Origin of the sequence: Streptomyces sp. NBC_00190 (genome assembly GCF_036203305.1) — a bacterium.
Lineage (GTDB): Bacteria > Actinomycetota > Actinomycetes > Streptomycetales > Streptomycetaceae > Streptomyces.
The window spans coordinates 3,039,786-3,057,800 of record NZ_CP108131.1 but is presented as its reverse complement, the minus strand read 5'-3'; the positions used below and the strand labels follow the sequence as shown (position 1 = coordinate 3,057,800).

The window sequence follows — 18,015 nt, the reverse complement described above, 5'->3', positions numbered from 1 at the left end:
GAGCGGGGTCAGTCCTCGTGGCGGCCTCGGTTGCCGGGGCGGCGGGCCACCCAGGTGCGGATCGTTTCGGCGTACCAATAGGGCTTGCCGCCCTCCACATGGTCGGGCGGGGGGAGCAGTCCGTGCTTGCGGTAGGAGCGCACGGTGTCCGGCTGGACCCGGATGTGGGCAGCGATCTCCTTGTACGACCACAGCTGTCGGTCGCTCATTGCACGACACCTCCTTGTCCACGCCGCGGGGTCGGCCGGAAGGCCGTCGGGGGAGCCGGGGTGTGGACAGTGACGATCACTCGGGTTGTGCCCGGGGAACGACGCCGGGTGAGGGCAGGGGAGGGGCTGTAGGGCGCCTGTGACGGAAAGCCCGCGTAATGCGGACATGTGTGACACAAAGGCGACCCCTGTGACAGAAGCGGCACAGGGCTCGCCAGGCAGGAAGGCGGGCAGACGGGCTCAGCGGTAGAGGGCCGGCCGCTCCACCAGCTCCACCAGGGTCCGTACGCCGGTGCGCGCGGCCGCGAGGCCCGCCTCCGAGACGGCGGCCGCCGTGTAGCCGTCCCACGCGTCCGGTCCGGCCACCGTGCCCCGCGCGGCCGCGGTCACCCAGCTGCGCAGCTGCCGGTCGTAGGCGTCGGCGAAGCGCACCGTGAAGTCCTGGTCGATCTCGCCGCCCCACCGGCCCGCCGACTGCACCACCATCGCGTGGCCGTCGCCGATCCGGGCGCTGCCCCGCTCGCCGACCGCCTCGCACTGCACCTGGTAGCCGAAGCCGCAGTTGACGAAGATCTCCACGTCGACGACGGCTCCGCCGGACGTTTCCAGCAGCACCAGCCGGGGATCGCGCAGCCCCTCGGGAGCCGCCGAGGACGCAGTGGGGGAGAGCACGGTGACCGCCGTGATCTCCTGCCCCAGCAGCCAGCGGGCCGCGTCCACTTCGTGCACCACCGAGTCGCTGATCAGCATGTCGCTGGTGAAGAAGGACGGCGAGGCGGCGTTGCGGTGCCGGCAGTGCAGGAAGAGCGGCCGCCCGATCCCGCCCGCGTCCAGCAGCTCCTTCAGCCGCCCGTACTCGGCGTCGTACCGGCGCATGAACCCCACCTGCACCAGGCGCCGCCCCAGACGCCGTTCGGCCTCCATGACGCGCACCGCCCCCGCCGGGTCCGGGGTGAGCGGCTTCTCGCACAGCACCGGCAGTCCGCGCTCCAGGGCCAGCCCGATGGCCTCCTCGTGGGCGGGCCCGGGAGAGGCGATCAGTACGGCGTCCACCCCGGGCGCCGCTATCGCGGCCGCCGGGTCGGTGTGCGCGCCGGCGCCGTCCAGGGCGCCCGCGACCTCTTTGACCCGGTCCCCGTCCGGGTCGGCCACGGCCACCACCCGGGCCCCGCCGACGGTCCGGCCGATCCTGCGGACGTGGTCGGCGCCCATCTTCCCCGTGCCGATGACGGCGATACCGAGCGTGCTCATGTTCGTGTTCCTCCCGGGAAGGGTCAGCGGGCGCCACAGGAGCGCAGGTAGGCGCGGGTGCGGCGGGCGATCGGCAGCGGCCGGTCGGGCTCGCAGGGGTACATGTCCTGTTCCACGATGGCGAACAGGTCCACGCCGAGCCGCTGGGCCGCCGCCAGCACCGGTTCCAGCGGCGGCACCCCGGACGGCGGTTCGCACATCACCCCGCGGCCCACCGCCGGTCCGAAGGGCAGCTGCTCCGCGACGGCTTCGGCGAGGATCCGCGGGTCCACCTGCTTGAGGTGGAGGTAGCCGATCCGCTCGCCGAAGGTCTCGATCGCCCGGACGCTGTCGCCCCCGCAGTACGCGTAATGTCCGGTGTCCAGGCACAGCGAGACCAGGCCCGGGTCGGTGGCGTCGAGGAAGCGCGCCACGTTCGAAGGGGTGTCGATGTGCGTGTCGGCGTGCGGGTGCACCACGATCCGCAGCCCGTACCGGTCCTGGACCTCCCGGCCCAGCCGCTCGGTCTGGGAGGCCAGTTCACGCCATTGACCGGGGGTGAGGACGCGGTCCTCCAGCAGCTCGCCGGTCTTGTCGTCCCGCCAGAAGGAGGGGATGACCACGAGATGGGCCGCGCCCATGGCCTGGGTGAGCGCCGCGATCCGCGACACGTGCTCCCAGGTGTCCTCCCATACGGCCGGCCCGTGATGGAGTCCGGTGAAGACCGTTCCGGCCGAGACCCGCAGCCCGCGCTTGGCCGTCTCCTCGGCGAGTCGTGCGGGATCGGTGGGCAGATAGCCGTAGGGGCCGAGCTCGATCCACTCGTACCCGGCGTCGGCGACCTCGTCGAGGAACCGCTCCCAGGGCGTCTGGCGGGGGTCGTCGGGAAACCAGACACCCCAGGAGTCCGGAGCCGAACCGACGCGGATACGGGTCAACGCGGGCGGGGAGGACGTCATAGCGGCCACCTTAGGGTGCGAGGCTCGAAGGGACGGTGAGGACGAGTGGGAGGAGTGGACGTGACCGGCGATCCGATCGGGTTCGACCTGATCACGATGGGGCGGATCGGGGTGGATCTCTACCCGCTGACGACCGGCGTACCACTGGCCGAGGCCGAGACCTTCGGCAAGTTCCTGGGCGGCTCCCCGGCCAACGTGGCCGTCGCCGCCGCCCGGCTGGGGCGGCGGGTGGCGGTGATCACCCGCACCGGCGCGGACCCGTTCGGTGCGTATCTGCGCGCCGAACTGCGGGGGTTCGGGGTGGACGACCGGTGGGCGACGGAGGTCGCCGGGCTCCCCACACCGATCACGTTCTGCGAGATCTTCCCGCCCGACCGCTTCCCGCTGTACTTCTACCGGCTGCCGAAGGCCCCCGATCTGGAGATCGCGGCGGAGGAGCTGGACCTGGAGGCGGTACGGGAGGCCAGGGTGTTCTGGATGACCGGCACCGGCCTGAGCGAGGAGCCGAGCCGCGCCGCCACCCTGGCGGCGCTGGACGCCCGGGCGAAGTCCGGGACCACGGTCTTCGACCTGGACTGGCGGCCGATGCTGTGGCGCGAGAAACCCGGCCCGTACTACGAGCGGGCGCTGGCCGGGGCGACGGTGGCCGTCGGTAACACCGAGGAGTGCGCGATCGCCACCGGCGAGTGGGACCCGTACGCGGCGGCGCGGGCGCTGCTCGCGGCCGGGGTGGAACTGGCGGTGGTCAAGCGGGGCCCGGAGGGCGTGCTGGCGGTCCACCGCGACGGGACGGTGGCCGAGGTCCCGCCGGTGCCGGTGGAGGTCGTCAACGGGCTCGGCGCGGGCGATGCGTTCGGGGGCGCGCTGTGCCACGGGCTGCTCGCCGGATGGAAGCTGGAGCGGGTCATGCGTTTCGCGAACGCGGCCGGGGCGATCGTGGCGTCGCGGCTGGCGTGTTCGACCGCGATGCCGTTCTCTCACGAGGTGGAGGAGGTGCTGGGGCGTGCCGGTGGTGTCTGAGTGGGGGATGGAATGGACTCGGCTGCGGGTGCTCGCCCTTGAGCCGGGGGAGGCGTACGGGTTCGAGGCGGGGGAGTGCGAGTGGATCGTGCTCCCGCTGTCGGGCGGGTGCGAGGTCCGCTGCCGGGCTCTGCCCGGACCCGCGCCTCAAACGCCGGCGGGGCTGGATTTTCCGCCGGGCGGCGGTGAAACGGGGGTCATCGGCGGAGCCCCCGCAGCGGAGCCGCAGGCGTTCGAACTCCGCGGACGAAACGGGGTTTTCGGCGGCCCCACCGATTTCGCGTACGTGCCCCGGGACGCGCACGCGGAGGTCACATCGAGGGACGGCGGGCGGTTCGCCCTCGCGGGGGCCCGGTGCGACAACCAGCTGCCCGCCCGGTACGGACCGGCAAAGGCCGTGCCCGTCGAACTGCGCGGCACCGGGCAGTGCTCCCGTCAGGTCAACAACTTCGCCGCCGCCGGCCCCGCCGGATTCGACTGCGACCGGCTCATCGCCGTGGAGGTCCTCACCCCCGGCGGGAACTGGTCCTCGTACCCGCCCCACAAGCACGACGAGCACCACCCCGGCGAGGAGTCCCGGCTGGAGGAGATCTACTACTTCGAGATCGCCCCGCACGGGGACGTCCCCGGGCTCGGCTACCAGCGCGTCAGCCCCTCCCGGGCCGGGAAGACCGACATCCTCACCGAGGTGCGCACCGGGGACGCCGTGCTCATCCCCGACGGCTGGCACGGCCCGTCCATCGCCGCCCCCGGCCACGACATGTACTACCTCAACGTGATGGCCGGTCCGGGCGCGACGCGGGAGTGGCTGATCCGCGACCACCCCGACCACGGCTGGATCCGGTCCACCTGGGACGGCCAGGACGTCGACCCCCGGCTGCCCTTCACCGAGGCGGAGGCACCCCGATGAGACTCACCGTCTCCCAGGCCCTCGTCACCTTCCTCGCCCGGCAGTACACCGAGCGCGACGGACAGCGCCGCCGGCTGATCGCGGCCACCTGGGGGATCTTCGGACACGGGAACGTCGCCGGGCTGGGGCAGGCCCTCCTGGAGACCGGCCCGGACGCCATGCCCTTCCTCCAGGGCCGCAACGAACAGGCCATGGTGCACGCGGCCGTCGGGTACGCCCGGCAGAGCGGGCGGCTCTCCGCGCACGCCGTCACCACCTCCATCGGGCCCGGCGCCACCAACCTCGTCACCGGCGCCGCCCTCGCCACGATCAACCGGATCCCGGTGCTCCTGCTGCCCGGGGACACCTTCGCCACCCGGCCCGCCGACCCCGTGCTCCAGCAGCTGGAGGTGCCCTACGCCGGGGACGTCTCCGTCAACGACGCCCTGCGGCCCGTCTCCCGCCACTTCGACCGGATCACCCGCCCCGAGGCCCTGATCCCGGCCGCCCTCCAGGCGATGCGCGTGCTCACCGACCCCGTGCAGACCGGCGCCGTCACCCTCGCGCTGCCGCAGGACGTGCAGGCGGAGGCGTACGACTGGCCCGAGGAGTTCTTCGCCGAGCGCGTCTGGGGGGTGCGCCGGCCCCGGCCCGACCGCCACGAGCTCGCCGTGGCGGCCGAAGCGGTACGGGGCTGTGCCCGGCCGCTGATCGTCGCGGGCGGCGGGATCCGGCACAGCGCGGCCCAGGCGGCCCTCGCCGCCCTCGCCGAGGCCACCGGGATCCCGGTCGCGGTCACCCAGGCCGGCAAGGGCGTCCTGCCGTACGACCACCCCGCCGACCTGGGCGGGATCGGCCACACGGGGACCGTCGTCGCCGATGCCCTGGCCCGGGAGGCCGATCTCGTCATCGCCGCCGGGACCCGGCTGACCGACTTCACCACCGCCTCCGCGACCCTCTTCCGGCATCCGGCCGTCCGGTTCATCGGCCTCAACCTCGACCCGTACGACGCCCACAAACTCGCCGCCCTGCCCCTGGTCGCCGACGCGCGCGAAGGCCTCGACGAACTGCGCCTCGCGCTGTCCGGCCACCGCGTGGATCCCGCGTACGAGACGGCGTACCGTCAGGGCAGGGGCCGCTGGGAGGCCCGCGTCGACCAGGCCTACGCCGTGTCCGCCCCCGACGAGGACCTGCCGCCCACCCAGGCGCAGGTGCTGGGCCTGCTCGACGCCCTCGCCGACGACACCGACATCCTGATCAACGCGGCCGGCTCCCTCCCCGGCGACCTGCACAAACTGTGGCGGGTCCGCTCGGCGGACCAGTACCACGTCGAGTACGGGTACTCCTGCATGGGATACGAGATCCCGGCCGCGATCGGGGTCGCCCTCGCCGCGCCGGGCCGCCCCGTGTGGGCGCTGGTGGGCGACGGCACGTACCTGATGAACCCGACCGAGATCGTCACGGCCGTACAGGAGGGTGTCCCGCTCAGGCTGGTGATCCTCGACAACCACGGCTACGCGTCGATCGGAGGCCTTTCCGGGGCCGTGGGCGGCGAGGGCTTCGGCACCGCGTACCGCTTCCGCGCGCCGGACGGCTCGTACACGGGAGAGCCCCTCCCGGTGGACCTCGCGGCCAACGCGGCCTCCCTCGGGATGGCCGTGATCCGCGCCCGCACCGTGCGTGACCTGCGGGAAGCTCTCGCCGAGGCCCGCTCGGCAACATGTCCCACATGTGTCTACGTACAGACCCGAACGCCCGACACTGTGTCGGGCCCGCCCCCCGCACAGGCGTGGTGGGATGTTCCTGTGGCCGAGACCGCGACCCGCAAGGCGGCGGCCCAGGCCCGTGAAGAGTACGACCGGCAAGCCGCGCAGCGACGTCGCCATCTGTGAAGGAGCAAAGGCATGAAGACCGTCAACCACTGGATCGGTGGCAAGACCGTCGAGGGCGCGTCGGGCAATTACGGCCCGGTCACCGACCCGGCCACCGGCGAGGTCACCACCCAGGTCGCGCTCGCCTCGGCCGCCGAGGTCGACGCTGCCGTAGAGGTCGCCAAGGAGGCGTACCTGACCTGGGGCCAGTCCTCGCTGGCCGCCCGCACCAAGGTGCTGTTCGCCTACCGCGCCCTGCTGGACGCCAACCGCGACGCCATCGCCGAGCTGATCACCGCCGAGCACGGCAAGGTCCACTCGGACGCGCTGGGCGAGGTCGCGCGCGGCCTGGAGATCGTCGAGCTGGCCTGCGGGATCACCACCCAGCTCAAGGGCGAGCTGTCGACCTCGGTCTCCAGCCGCGTCGACGTCTCCGCCATCCGCCAGCCGCTGGGCGTGGTCGCGGGCATCACCCCGTTCAACTTCCCGGCGATGGTGCCGATGTGGATGTTCCCGTTGGCCGTGGCCTGCGGAAACACCTTCATCCTCAAGCCGAGCGAGAAGGACCCCTCCGCCGCCAACAAGCTCGCCGAGCTGATGAGCGAGGCGGGTCTGCCGGCGGGCGTGCTGAACGTCGTGCACGGCGACAAGGTGGCCGTGGACGCGCTCCTCGCGCACCCCGGCATCGCGGCCGTCTCCTTCGTCGGATCGACCCCGATCGCCCGGCACATCCACACCACCGCCTCCGCCAACGGCAAGCGCGTCCAGGCGCTCGGCGGCGCCAAGAACCACATGCTGGTGCTCCCGGACGCCGACCTGGACGCGGCCGCCGACGCGGCGGTCTCCGCCGCCTACGGCTCGGCGGGCGAGCGCTGCATGGCGATCTCCGCCGTCGTGGCCGTCGGCTCCATCGGCGACGAGCTGGTGGAGAAGATCCGCGAGCGCGCCGAGAAGATCAAGATCGGCCCCGGCAACGACCCGACCTCCGAGATGGGCCCGCTGATCAGCGCCGCCCACCGCGACAAGGTCGCCTCGTACGTGAAGGGCGCGGCCGCCCAGGGCGCCGACGTGGTCCTGGACGGCACTGGGTACACGGTGGGCGGCTTCGAGAACGGCCACTGGATCGGCCTGTCCCTGCTCGACAACGTGAAGACCGACTCCGACGCCTACCGCGACGAGATCTTCGGCCCGGTCCTGTGCGTGCTGCGCGCCGAGACCTACGAGGAGGGCGTGGCCCTCATCAACGCCTCGCCGTTCGGCAACGGCACCGCGATCTTCACCCGCGACGGCGGCGCCGCCCGCCGCTTCCAGCTGGAGATCGAGGCGGGCATGGTCGGCGTCAACGTGCCGATCCCGGTCCCGGTGGGCTACCACTCCTTCGGTGGCTGGAAGGACTCGCTCTTCGGCGACCACCACATCTACGGCAACGACGGCATCCACTTCTACACGCGCGGCAAGGTCGTCACGACCCGCTGGCCGGACCCCGCGGACGCGCCCGCGGGCGTGGACCTGGGCTTCCCCCGCAACCACTGACCCGCGCCCGTAGGTCCGCTCGCCCCCCGCAACCCTCACCGCGGGGGGCGAGTCAGCGCTCGCCGTGACCCTCGCTGTGACCCTCCCTGGCGATACCCCGACCGGTCACAGCGAACGGGCCAAGTCCGGTGCGGACCCGGTGTGTTCCGGGACCGTGCGGCGCCGGCGCCGCACCACCCGGAAGGCGATGCCGGCTCCCGCGAGCACCAAGGCCGCGCCCACCGCCGGCCACGGCACGGCGACGAAGTCCGTTCCGGACTCCGAGACGAGCTCGGGATGGGCGCTCGCCCCGGCGGCTATCGTCACGGTCACCCAGTCCGACTGCGGTGCGTCCGGCCACGGTTCGGTCAGCTCGACCCGCTGGCCCGGCAGCAGCACCAGCTTCAGCTCATGGGTCGGCCGGTTCAGCACCTGACGCCCGAACAGCCCCTCGGCCGTGACCGTCACCTTCGGCTCGACGACCACGTTGCCCCGGTTGACCAGGGCGTACGAGATCGTGGCGCGGGCGTCGCGGACCCAGGGCAGCAGCGGTGCCGACCGGCTGACCTTCACGTCCTCCACGCTCAGCCCCGGCGTCAGCGGGCCCGGCACCCGGAAGTACAGCCGGGCGCCCACCGAGCGCTTCACCCCCACCTGGACCTTGCCCTCCTGCTGCACGCCCTCCACGGCGGTGTTCAGGGCGACGATCCCGCCGACGTGGTCGCCGGGCGTCGCGTCCGCGGGGACCTTCACCGTGAAGGGGACGTCCTTGCGGCCCTTGGGCGGCACGGTCACCGTGGTCGCGGTCTCCGGCGGCAGCGCGATCCACGCGCCGACGTCCTTGGGCCCGGTCTCCACCGGCAGCAGGGCGAAGGCGCCGCCCACCGGAGTGTTCACGGCGTCGGTGGCGAAGACCTGGAACGTCAGCTCCTTGTCGGAGGAGTTGAGGATCGTCGCGCTGTCCTGGACGGTGGTCCCGGCCGCGCCCTGGTGGAAGAAGTACGCGCGGTCGGTCATCGCCGCACCGGCCGGGGGCGTGGGGAAGACGCCCCAGGTGCCGTTGTCCGCCGCCGAAGCGGTCGCGGCCGGGAGCAGGCCCGCGCCCAGCAGCAACAGGCCGACGAGCAGACCGTACAGAGAGGTGCGGGTGCGCATGGGCGGTTCTCCAGTCGGCACGGAAACGGGGAAGGGGTGGTGCGGCGCCGGAGCGCCGCACCACCCTGGGGCCCGGGGGCCGGTCAGGCGATCGAGAAGGTCACGACCGTCTGGTAGGTGTCGGCGAACATGAACGGCGGGAGCTGGATCATCCCGGCGCCGCCGACGGCGAACTCACCACCGGTCAGCTCGTCCCCGCCGGGGCCTTGCGAGGCCACCTTCATCGGGGTCCCGGAGATCGCGCCGGGCGCGCCCGCGGTGCAGGTGCTCGGGCTGTCCGGGTTGGTCACGGTGCAGGACGGCTGGATGCCGATCTGCGCCTTCGCCATCGAGTGGCCGGTCGCCTGGTTCAGGAACGGCGTACGGGTCGCCGTCACGTCCCAGCCGAGCGAGCCGCCGCGGAAGTCCTGGACGGTCGCGGCGTTGAAGACGCCGACCACCGACTGGGCCTTGCCGTTGATGGTCACCGCACCGAAGCTGACGGCCGGCTGGCCGTCCTTCGGGCCGAGGGCCAGCGGTCCGGGCAGGACCTCGACGTCGACCGGATTCTTGACGCCCGCCTGCTCCTCCAGGAACACGAAGGCCTTGTACGGGGTGACCGAACCGTCGATCTTGATCGTGTCGGCCTTCTTGGTGACCGTGATGTTGCAGGTGGCGGCGCCTGACACGGCCGCCGTGCCCGTCCCGGTGTCACCGGTCGCCACGCCCCCGAGCAGGGCGGAACAGGTGACGGGGCCGGCCGGGAAGTTGGCACCGGTGACGACGACGGCGGTGCCCGCCGGGCCGCTGTTGGGCGTCAGCTTGGTGGTGACCGGGTCCTTGGGCAGGGCTTCGACGGCGACCGATCCGAGGGAGGCGCTGGGGCGCGGCGCCGGGGTGCACGTGGTGGTGAAGACCGACCCGGAGAGGTCCGCGTCGGTCACCGCCAGGTCGAGTGCGACGTCGACCGTGGTGCCCTCGGTGCCGTCGGGGATCTTGATGGTTCCGGAGAACGCCTTCGGGTCGAGCGGCTGCCCGGCCACGACGGTGACGGTCTCGGGCGGGCTGGTGACCACCTGGGTGGTCGTCCCGACCTTGAGGGTGATCTTGGAGGTGTTCACCGTCGTGACGGAGAAGCCGGGGACCAGGGGGCTCGCACCCGGGTCGATCGTGATCGGGACGACGTCGCCGGCCTTGGCGCCGTCGGGCAGTGTGATCGTGTAGTTCTGGTTGCCCGAACCGTCCGGCTGCGGCGCCGGGGCGTCGCAGTTCTCGAACACCGCGGTGGTCTTCGTCGCGGCCTGGGCGGAGCCTGCCAGGCCCACCACACCACCCGTCAGGGCCAGGGAAAGGGCTCCCGCCCCGGCCAGCACTCTTCGTCGAAGCGTTTTGGTACTCACTGGGTCGCGACTCCTTCGTCATGACGAACCCCTCCCCCCACCCGCTGTGTGGGGGAGGCCGAGCCGGTGCGGTGGCCGACATTGACGCGTCGCGGTGATGAGAAGTCAATGACTTGTTTTCGCCCGAAGCACACAGAAATTGATGTGCCATCAGAACGGGTCTGCTGGCACATCGGATACCGACTGGTCGGTGACCGACGTTAGCGGTCGCTCGGGGTGTGCAGCAGGAGGTTCGGGGTGCCGGGAGGGAGCGCGGTGATCCGGTCGGGCACGGCGCTGCGTACCAGCGTCTGCGACACCTGCGACGGGGTCTTCGCCGTGCCGTCGGCGAGGACGAGCGCCGCGACTCCGGCCACGTGCGGGGCCGCCATCGAGGTGCCGGAGGCCCGCGCGGTGGCGGTGGCGGAGCCCTTCCAGGCCGAGGTGACGGACACGCCGGGAGCCGAGAGGTCCACGCAGCGGCCGTGGTTGGAGAACGGCGCGCGCCGGTCCGCGGCGTCGGTCGCGCCGACCGTGACGGCCTGCGGGACGCGGGCCGGGGATACGGCGCAGGCGTCCTCGCCCTCGTTGCCGGCGGCCACGGTGACGGTGATCCCGGCGGCGACGGCCCGCGCGACCGCGGTGTCGAGGGCGTGGCTGGGGGCGCCGCCCATGCTCAGGTTCGCCACCGCCGGGGTGGCGGGCGACCTGGCGGCGTTCTTCACCATCCACTCGATCCCGCCGACCATGGCCGACAGCCGTCCGTCGCCACGGCAGTCGGCCACCTTCACCGCGACGAGGGAGGCCCCCTTCGCGACGCCGTACGTCCTTCCGCCCACGGTCGCCGCGACGTGCGTTCCGTGGCCGTTGCAGTCGCGGGAGGTTTCGAAGAACACCCCGTTGTAGCCGGTCCGGGCACGGCCGCCGAACTCCTGGTGGGCGGTGTTGATCCCGGTGTCCACCACGTAGACGGTGACGCCCTCGGCCCTGGTCGCGTACGAGTACGAGCCGTCGAGCGGGAGTTCGCGCTGGTCGATCCGGTCCAGCGGCCAGGGCGCCTGCGGCTGGGTGTCGGTGATGTGGAACTCCGCGTCCGGCTCCACGGAGGCCACCCGGGGGTCGGCGGCCAGGGCGGCCGCCCTGGCGGCGGTGGTGCGGACGGCGAAGCCGCTCAGGACGGTGTCGTAGACGGCGCCGACGTGGTCACCGGCCTGCGCCGCCTCGCCGGCCAGGGCGTGGGCCGGGGCGCGGGAGGTGGTGTCCTTCAGGACGACGACGTACGGGGCGGTGGCAGTGGCAGTGGCAGTGGCGGTGGTGTCGGGGGACGGCGGCAGGGCGGTGGCCGTGGTGGCCGCCACGAGGAGGGCGGCGGCGGCCGGGAGGAGGGCGGCGAATGCGGTCATGTGGCCGATGCTCGGCGACGGGCGGCGCAGGCGCGCGGAGGGTGCGCCGACTGGGCGCACGACACGCCGCCGCGGGAGCTACTTCGCGTCCAGGGGCCAGCCGCGCATGGCGAAGACGCCCTCGTCGCGGGCTCCGGCGGAGGCGTACGTGGCCAGGGCCGCCTCGTTGTCCGTGTCGACCCCCACCCACATGCCGTAACAGCCGCGTGCCCGGGCCTCGTCGGCGAGCGCCAGGGCCAGGGCGCGGCCGATCCCGCGGCGCCGGTAGCCCTCGTCCACGGAGAGCTCGTACAGGCACATCTCGGTGCCCTTGTCGGGGTGGCTCATCTCGACGCCGGAGACCATGCCGGCCGGTACTCCGTCCACGTACGCGATGAGCATCAGGTGCCCCGGCGCGGCGAGGAAGCGCTCGCACCACTCCGCGCGGGCGGGCCCGTCGAAGAGGGACTCGGCGGCGGTGAGTTCGGCGGTGGTACGGGCCCGGCGGATGTCCATGGCGACGATGATGCCGGGACGGCATGCGCGGACGCGGATTTCGACGCGGCGTGGCGGGCGGCGCCCGGGGCAGGACCCGGGGCGGGACCCGGGGCGGGACCCGGCCGAGGCGGCCGCCGGGCCTGCCCCGACGGCTGTGGCCGCGGCGCGCGCCGGGCGGGTGCGAGCCCTCAGGCCCGCACGGCCACGGCCGCCGCGTAGCCCGCGGGGGCCGGGAGGTCCCGTAGCGTCCAGCCCGGTACGGAGGCCGGGGCGGCGGCGGAGCCGACGTACGGTTCGGTCACGCCGCGGGCCAGGCCCGTGCCTTCGGCCTTGAGGCAGGCCTCCTTGCGGCTCCAGACACGGGCGAGGGCGGGCCTGCGGGCCGGCTCCGGGAGCGCGGTCAGCTCGGCGACCTCCGCCGGGTGCAGCAGGGGCATGACGTCGGCCACCGCGTCGGGGCCCGGTGTCTCCTCCACGTCGACGCCGACCGGCACCCCGGCGAAGGCCAGGTAGGCCACGTCGCCGCTGTGCGAGAGGGAGAAGTGGACCGCGCCGCCGGCCACGGCGGGCCGCCCGTGCGGGCCTCCGCAGCAGGGGCACTCCTCCCGGACCAGCAGGACCTGCTCCGGAGCCTGCCCCAGGTAGCTGCCGAGCAGCACGCGCAGCGCCAGGTGCGAGGCGAGGTACCGCTGCCGGTCCGCGGGCCGCAACAGCTTCCCGGCGCGCTCCTGTTCGCCGGCGTCCAGCAGCGCCACCGCCGCGGCGACCTCGTGCCCGCCGACCGACTCCAGCGAGGTGTCCAGGGACCACACCGCGACGGCCGCGCCCTCGGGGGCCGTGCCGGTCCGCGGTGCGTCGCCGCCGAGCGGGTTCATGTACTCGATCACCTGACCGAGGGTAGACGAGCCGGGATGCGCCCGTCGGGGGCTGGCTATCCTCGGCCCCACGGGAAGTACCGGCAAGACCGGCAAGTACCGGCAAGTGCCGGGAAGTACGGGGAAACACACGGGGGAGTACATCGTGCGAAGCGCTGCCGTCACCGCGAACGGCGACCGGATCCGCTGGGTGGAACTGCCGGGGGAGGAACCGGCCCGGGTCTACGTGCACGGGCTCGGGGCCAGCTCGCCCGCGTACTTCGCGGCGAGCGCCGTCCATCCGCTGCTGGCGGGGCGCCGTTCCCTGCTGGTCGACCTGCTGGGCCACGGGCACAGCGACCGGCCCGGGGACTTCTCCTACACCCTTGAGGCGCATGCCGACGCGCTGGCGGCCGCCCTCACCGAGGCCGGGGCGCACGGCGCGGAGCTGATCGCGCACAGCATGGGCGGATCCGTCGCCATCGTGCTCGCCGCCCGGCACCCCCGCCTGGTCTCCCGGCTGGTGCTCGTCGACGCCAACCTGGATCCGCTGCCCCGCGTACCCGGTACGTCCGGGAGCAGCGGGATCTCCTCCTACACCGAGGAGGAGTTCCTGGCGGGCGGGTGGGCCGAGGTGCGCGACCGTGTCGGGGCGCACTGGTGGTCCACGATGCGGCTGGCCGGCCGGACCGCCCTGCACCGCAGCGCCGTCCACCTGGTCGCGGGCACCGAGCCCACCATGCGCGAGCTCCTGCTGGGCCTCAGGATTCCGCGCGGCTTCCTGCTGCCCGAGGCGGACGGCCCGCTTGCGGGAGCCGACGCGCTGCGGGCGGCGGGTGTCGCCGTACTGGCCGTCCCCGGCTGCGGGCACAACATCATGCTGGACAACCCGGAAGGCTTCGCCGAGGCGGCCGCCCGGGTGCTGGCGCGGGCCGGGGCCGGGGCCGGGGACGGGGCTCTTTGACGGACGGGCGGAGTGCCGCCCGGCGGTGGCGGCAGGCGATACGGAGCGGCCCCGTCCGTCGTTGAGAGGGCGGCGCAGGGCGACGGTGCGCGGTCCGTGGCCGCACGGGGAGTCCGGGCGCCGTCCGCCGCCCGCTCCAGGAGGAATGCCATGCGCCGCCGCCTCACCCCCCTCCCCGCCTTCGCCGCAGCCGCGATGGCCGCCGTCCTCGCCGTCGCCACCCCGGCATCGGCAGCCCCCGCGGACAAGCCCCTGGTGCTCAGCACCTGGACGCAGACCAGCGAGGCGAGCTACGAGGCCTGGGCGACGGCGCGCGAGAACCGGGCCGGCTGGGCGGCGTACGGCTTCGACTGGTCGACCGACTACTGCACCAGCTCCCCCGACAACCCCTTCGGCTTCCCCTTCCGGATGGCCTGCGCACGGCACGACTTCGGCTACCGCAACCACCGGGCGGCAGGGCTGTTTCCGGCCGCCAAGTCCCGGCTGGACCTCGCCTTCCACGAGGACCTGAAGAGGGTCTGCGCGCACTACTCGAGCACCCGCAAAGGCTCCTGCGACAGCACGGCGTGGACGTACTACCAGGCGGTCCGGGTCCTCGGGATCTCCTAGCCGCACGCGCCCGGCACGGCCCGCGCCCAAGGGGCGTACGGCTTCGGCCGTGAGGAGCGCTCCTCGTCCGATCGAACGGCCGGGCCCTATCGTTCGAGGTGTCGATCCATTCGGGGAGGGACGTACCGATGGCCGGAATCTCGGGCGTGGCCGGTCCGGGAGTCGAGATGACTCGCGTGGGTGACCGGTGGCGGGTGACCCGGCCGTGGCCTCCCCAGTTGCGCCCGTTCGTGCACAGCTATGCCGGCTACTGGGAGGCGGCGGCCTCGCCGTACCGGGTGCGGCTGGTTCCCACCGGCCGGGCCGTCGTGGTGATCAGCCTGGGGGAGCCGTTCGCCCAGGTCCGACGGCTGGGGGAGGCGAGCCCGGACAGCCAGGTGACCGGCTCGCTGGTCGCGGGTCTGGAGGACGGGCCCCGGGTGTGCGACCACCCCGGTGGCCAGGAGGCGATCCGGCTCGAGTTGACCCCACTGGGTGCCTTCCGGCTGTTCGCCGTGCCGATGAGCGAGTTGACCAACAGGGTGGTCGAGCTCCGCGACGTCCTTGGACCCGAGGCCGGAGTGCTGGTGGAACAACTGGCGGCCACCGGCGACTGGGGAGCCCGTTTCGACCTGCTGGACAACGCCCTGTCGGCCCGCATCGGGCGCGGCCCGCGTCCCGCGCCCGAGGTGAGCCACGCCTGGCACCTGCTGTCCCGCGCCGGCGGGGCGATCCCGGTCGGCCGGATCGCGGCCGAAGTGGGCTGGAGCCAGGGCTACCTGGTCCGACGGTTCACCGAACAGATCGGCCTGGCGCCCAAGATGTCCGCCCGGGTACTGCGTTTCCACCGGGCCGTAGGGCTGCTCACCCGCGAGGGCGCGAATCTCACCGACGTGACCGCTGTCTGCGGCTTCTACGACCAGGCTCATCTCAACCGCGAGTTCCGCGCCCTGGCCGGGACCACCCCCGGCCGGATGTCCGCCGCCCGTGTGGCGGAGGGCGCCCTCACCCTGTGACGGGCGAGGTCAGATTTGTCCAAGCCAGGCCGCCCGCACGTCGCTAGTGTCCCCGTTCGTGGTCGATCGGCGACCCGGCCCAGAGGGGGAGTACTCGATGGAAGACCTGCTGCGCATCCTCGTGGGCGGCGCGCTCACAGGCGCCTTGATCGGTTTGGCGGGAGCCCTCGGCCGGCGCAACCGCAGGCGCCGGGAGAGCGGCGGCGGCACGACCGGCCGCTGACGCCTCGTCCGAAACAGGTGCATGGCCGGGGCAGCGCCGCGACACGGGGCGGTCAGAGGTGATAAAGGACGAACGCGGAGGGCGGGCCCCGGACCGGGGACCCGCCCTCCGGCGTGTCTCCTCGGCGCGCCGAGGACCCTTACCCCGCCGCTACGGGTGCCCCGATAAGCTGCTCTGACCTGCACGAAAGCCCTCCGCGGAGGGAGGGCTCGGGGTGGTGCGGAAAGAGTGCCCCCGGCAGGACTCGAACCTGCGGCCAAGTGCTTAGAAGGCACCTGCTCTATCCACTGAGCTACGGGGGCCGGAAGGTGGCCGTGGTGGGCCTGGAGCCCCTGGTGGGGGTGGGACTGTGGTCCGTGCCGGGTCAAGGATAGGGCTCCGGTCGCCTTGTCCCGGTTGCTTCACCCGCGTGCCACGATGTGGAGGTTCGGTGAAGCGGTCCCGATAATCGCAGGCAGGTGCGATTCTCGCATCGCTTTTGCGCCGCGGCGCCCCTGGTGTTGTGCACTCGTTATGCCTGCGCCCCACTCGTCCGTCGTGTCCAGGATGTCCCACTGGGGTAGCGGTCGGCGCGCAGGGGACGTATAAGCTTCAAAAATGGTCCCAAATTGGGCATTCTTCGCATGTGGTGACCTTGGATGTTCGGCCTCAGCTGCTCGATGCCCTGTCCGCCCTGCGCGACCGGGTCGCGTCCGTGCGTCTGCCGCTGCCCCTGCCCGGCGCTCCGCGCGCCCGCCAGACCAGAGCCGAGCTGCTCGCACAGCTCGATGACTACCTCGTACCCCGGCTGAAGGCGCCCGAGGCGCCGATGCTCGCCGTCGTCGGCGGGTCCACCGGGGCCGGCAAGTCCACCCTCGTCAACTCACTCGTCGGACGGCAGGTCAGCGAGGCCGGGGTACTGCGCCCCACCACGCGTACGCCGGTGCTCGTCTGCCATCCGGATGATCACCACTGGTTCGCCGGGATGCGGGTGTTGCCCGACCTCATGCGGGTCTGGGTGCCGCACGGCGAGGAGGAGCCGCCTTCCGCCGCCAAGACCGGGCCCCGCGACCGCGGCCACCCGAACGCCCATCGCCGCGGCCACCCGAACGGCCACGGCCGCAGCCACGCCACCCGCGAGATGAGGATCGAGACCGTCTCCACCCTCCCGCGCGGACTCGCCATCCTCGACGCCCCCGACATCGACTCCCTCGTGGTCGAGAACCGGACACTCGCCGCCGAACTCATCTGCGCCGCCGACGTCTGGGTGATGGTCACTACCGCCTCGCGGTACGCCGACGCCGTCCCCTGGCACCTGCTGCGCACCGCCAAGCAGTACAAGGCCACCCTCATCACCGTCCTCGACCGGGTCCCGCACCAGGTGCTCGCCGAGGTCTCCCGGCAGTATGGGGCCCTGCTCACCCGGGCCGGGCTGGGCGACGTACCGCGCTTCACCGTGCCCGAACTCCCCGAATCCGCCGGCGGCGGCGGGCTGCTCCCGGGCAGCGCCGTCGCGCCGCTGGCCGCTTGGCTCGCCCACCACGCCCAGGACCCCGCCGCCCGGCAGTACGCCGTCGGGCGGACCGCGCTCGGCGCGCTCGACTCGCTCGGCCGCCGGATGCCCGAACTCGCCTCCGCCGTCGCCGCCCAGTACGCCGCCGCCGTACGGCTGACCACGGCCGTGGAGCAGGCGTACAAGAGGGAGGGCAAGCGCGTCCGCAACCGTCTCGACCAGGGCGCCGTGCTCGCCGGGGACGCGCTGACCCGGTGGCGCGGCTACCCCCTCGACACGACCGCCGACGAACTCCTCGACTCGCTCGCCGAATCCCTCGCCTCGCTGCTCCAGTGCGCCGTCGCCGCCGCCGACGAGCGGATCGCCGAGTCCTGGCGGCGCGAGCCCGCCGCAGGCGCCGTACCCCTGCCCACGCCCGACAGGGAGGCGGGGGAACGTATCGGCATGGCCGTACGGCGCTGGCGGCGCGTGCTGGAGGAACTCGCCGAGGAGGAGGTCGCGCAGCTCGACCGGCAGCCCGCCCCCGACCCCGACGCCGTCGCGGCGCTGCTCGTCGCCGCCCTCCTCGGTGGCAAGCGGGCCCGGCCCGCAGGGGAGAAGCTCGCCGAACGGGTCGGCGCGCAGGCGGCCCTGCGGCTGCGCGACCGGGGCGCGGAGCTGGTCGGCGACCACCTCGACCAGGTGCTGCGCGCCGAACGCGACCGCCGGCTCGCACCGCTGGAGGCGCTTGAAGTGACCCCGGAACCACAGGCCGAGCTGATTGCCGCGCTGTCCGTACTGCAGAAGGAGAGGTGA

17 protein-coding genes and 1 tRNA gene are annotated in these 18,015 nt (G+C 73.2%); 9 read left to right on the top strand and 9 right to left on the bottom strand.

What is annotated here, in order from left to right; genetic code table 11:
• Window positions 1-8: 8 nt before the first annotated feature.
• The 3 genes from OG429_RS14805 to OG429_RS14795 all read right to left on the bottom strand — a co-directional run bounded on the left by OG429_RS14805 (window position 9) and on the right by OG429_RS14795 (window position 2,398).
• Window positions 9-209 carry a helix-turn-helix transcriptional regulator gene (locus OG429_RS14805; RefSeq protein ID WP_328925795.1) on the bottom strand — a complete coding sequence of 67 codons (201 nt, stop codon included), beginning with the start codon at window positions 207-209 and terminating at the stop codon, window positions 9-11.
• Between the two features lie 240 nt (window positions 210-449).
• Window positions 450-1,460, bottom strand: a complete 1,011-nt coding sequence (locus tag OG429_RS14800; RefSeq protein WP_328925794.1) for a Gfo/Idh/MocA family protein — start codon at window positions 1,458-1,460, stop codon at window positions 450-452.
• A gap of 23 nt (window positions 1,461-1,483) precedes the next feature.
• Complete coding sequence (locus OG429_RS14795; protein WP_328925793.1) at window positions 1,484-2,398, bottom strand: sugar phosphate isomerase/epimerase family protein; 915 nt, start codon at window positions 2,396-2,398, stop codon at window positions 1,484-1,486.
• Between the two features lie 60 nt (window positions 2,399-2,458).
• Here OG429_RS14795 and iolC point away from each other — a divergent pair, with 60 nt between their 5' ends.
• Genes iolC through OG429_RS14775 form a run of 4 tightly spaced genes read left to right on the top strand, consistent with a single transcriptional unit; the run spans window position 2,459 to window position 7,711 of the window.
• Window positions 2,459-3,418, top strand: a complete 960-nt coding sequence (gene iolC, locus OG429_RS14790) for a 5-dehydro-2-deoxygluconokinase (RefSeq protein WP_328925792.1) — start codon at window positions 2,459-2,461, stop codon at window positions 3,416-3,418.
• A 7-nt stretch (window positions 3,419-3,425) separates the two neighbouring features.
• Window positions 3,426-4,328, top strand: coding sequence for a 5-deoxy-glucuronate isomerase (iolB, locus tag OG429_RS14785; protein ID WP_328930272.1), 903 nt, complete (start codon window positions 3,426-3,428; stop codon window positions 4,326-4,328).
• On the top strand, window positions 4,325-6,199 hold the full coding sequence (gene iolD / locus OG429_RS14780) for a 3D-(3,5/4)-trihydroxycyclohexane-1,2-dione acylhydrolase (decyclizing) (RefSeq protein ID WP_328925791.1): 1,875 nt from the start codon (window positions 4,325-4,327) through the stop codon (window positions 6,197-6,199). Before iolB ends, iolD begins: the two co-directional genes overlap by 4 nt.
• Before the next feature lie 12 nt (window positions 6,200-6,211).
• Window positions 6,212-7,711 (top strand): CoA-acylating methylmalonate-semialdehyde dehydrogenase, encoded by a 1,500-nt coding sequence (locus OG429_RS14775; protein ID WP_328925790.1) that lies wholly within the window; start codon window positions 6,212-6,214, stop codon window positions 7,709-7,711.
• Between the two features lie 105 nt (window positions 7,712-7,816).
• Here the strand turns inward: OG429_RS14775 and OG429_RS14770 are convergent, their stop codons facing one another.
• From OG429_RS14770 to OG429_RS14750, 5 genes are all read right to left on the bottom strand, one after another.
• Complete coding sequence (locus tag OG429_RS14770; RefSeq protein WP_328925789.1) at window positions 7,817-8,845, bottom strand: WxL protein peptidoglycan domain-containing protein; 1,029 nt, start codon at window positions 8,843-8,845, stop codon at window positions 7,817-7,819.
• Between the two features lie 83 nt (window positions 8,846-8,928).
• The gene (locus OG429_RS14765) at window positions 8,929-10,224 is read right to left on the bottom strand and encodes a hypothetical protein (RefSeq protein ID WP_328925788.1); all 1,296 of its coding nucleotides are present in this window, start codon (window positions 10,222-10,224) and stop codon (window positions 8,929-8,931) included.
• Between the two features lie 200 nt (window positions 10,225-10,424).
• A complete protein-coding gene (locus OG429_RS14760; RefSeq protein ID WP_328925787.1) occupies window positions 10,425-11,606 on the bottom strand; it encodes a S8 family peptidase in 1,182 nt (393 codons plus the stop codon).
• A gap of 78 nt (window positions 11,607-11,684) precedes the next feature.
• Window positions 11,685-12,101, bottom strand: coding sequence for a GNAT family N-acetyltransferase (locus tag OG429_RS14755; protein ID WP_328925786.1), 417 nt, complete (start codon window positions 12,099-12,101; stop codon window positions 11,685-11,687).
• 170 nt (window positions 12,102-12,271) lie between these two features.
• Window positions 12,272-12,970, bottom strand: a complete 699-nt coding sequence (locus OG429_RS14750) for a 4'-phosphopantetheinyl transferase family protein (RefSeq protein WP_328925785.1) — start codon at window positions 12,968-12,970, stop codon at window positions 12,272-12,274.
• A 133-nt stretch (window positions 12,971-13,103) separates the two neighbouring features.
• Here OG429_RS14750 and OG429_RS14745 point away from each other — a divergent pair, with 133 nt between their 5' ends.
• From OG429_RS14745 to OG429_RS14730, 4 genes are all read left to right on the top strand, one after another.
• Complete coding sequence (locus tag OG429_RS14745; RefSeq protein WP_328925784.1) at window positions 13,104-13,901, top strand: alpha/beta fold hydrolase; 798 nt, start codon at window positions 13,104-13,106, stop codon at window positions 13,899-13,901.
• A 150-nt stretch (window positions 13,902-14,051) separates the two neighbouring features.
• Entirely contained in the window at window positions 14,052-14,510 is a 459-nt protein-coding gene (locus tag OG429_RS14740; protein ID WP_328925783.1) for a phospholipase, read from the top strand.
• 167 nt (window positions 14,511-14,677) lie between these two features.
• Entirely contained in the window at window positions 14,678-15,505 is an 828-nt protein-coding gene (locus OG429_RS14735; protein WP_328925782.1) for a helix-turn-helix domain-containing protein, read from the top strand.
• Between the two features lie 97 nt (window positions 15,506-15,602).
• Window positions 15,603-15,728, top strand: a complete 126-nt coding sequence (locus OG429_RS14730; protein ID WP_328925781.1) for a hypothetical protein — start codon at window positions 15,603-15,605, stop codon at window positions 15,726-15,728.
• A 229-nt stretch (window positions 15,729-15,957) separates the two neighbouring features.
• Here the strand turns inward: OG429_RS14730 and OG429_RS14725 are convergent.
• A tRNA-Arg gene (locus OG429_RS14725) sits at window positions 15,958-16,030 on the bottom strand.
• 332 nt (window positions 16,031-16,362) lie between these two features.
• On the opposite strand from OG429_RS14725, the gene OG429_RS14720 reads away from it, so the two are divergent.
• Window positions 16,363-18,015, top strand: a complete 1,653-nt coding sequence (locus OG429_RS14720; protein WP_328930271.1) for a dynamin family protein — start codon at window positions 16,363-16,365, stop codon at window positions 18,013-18,015.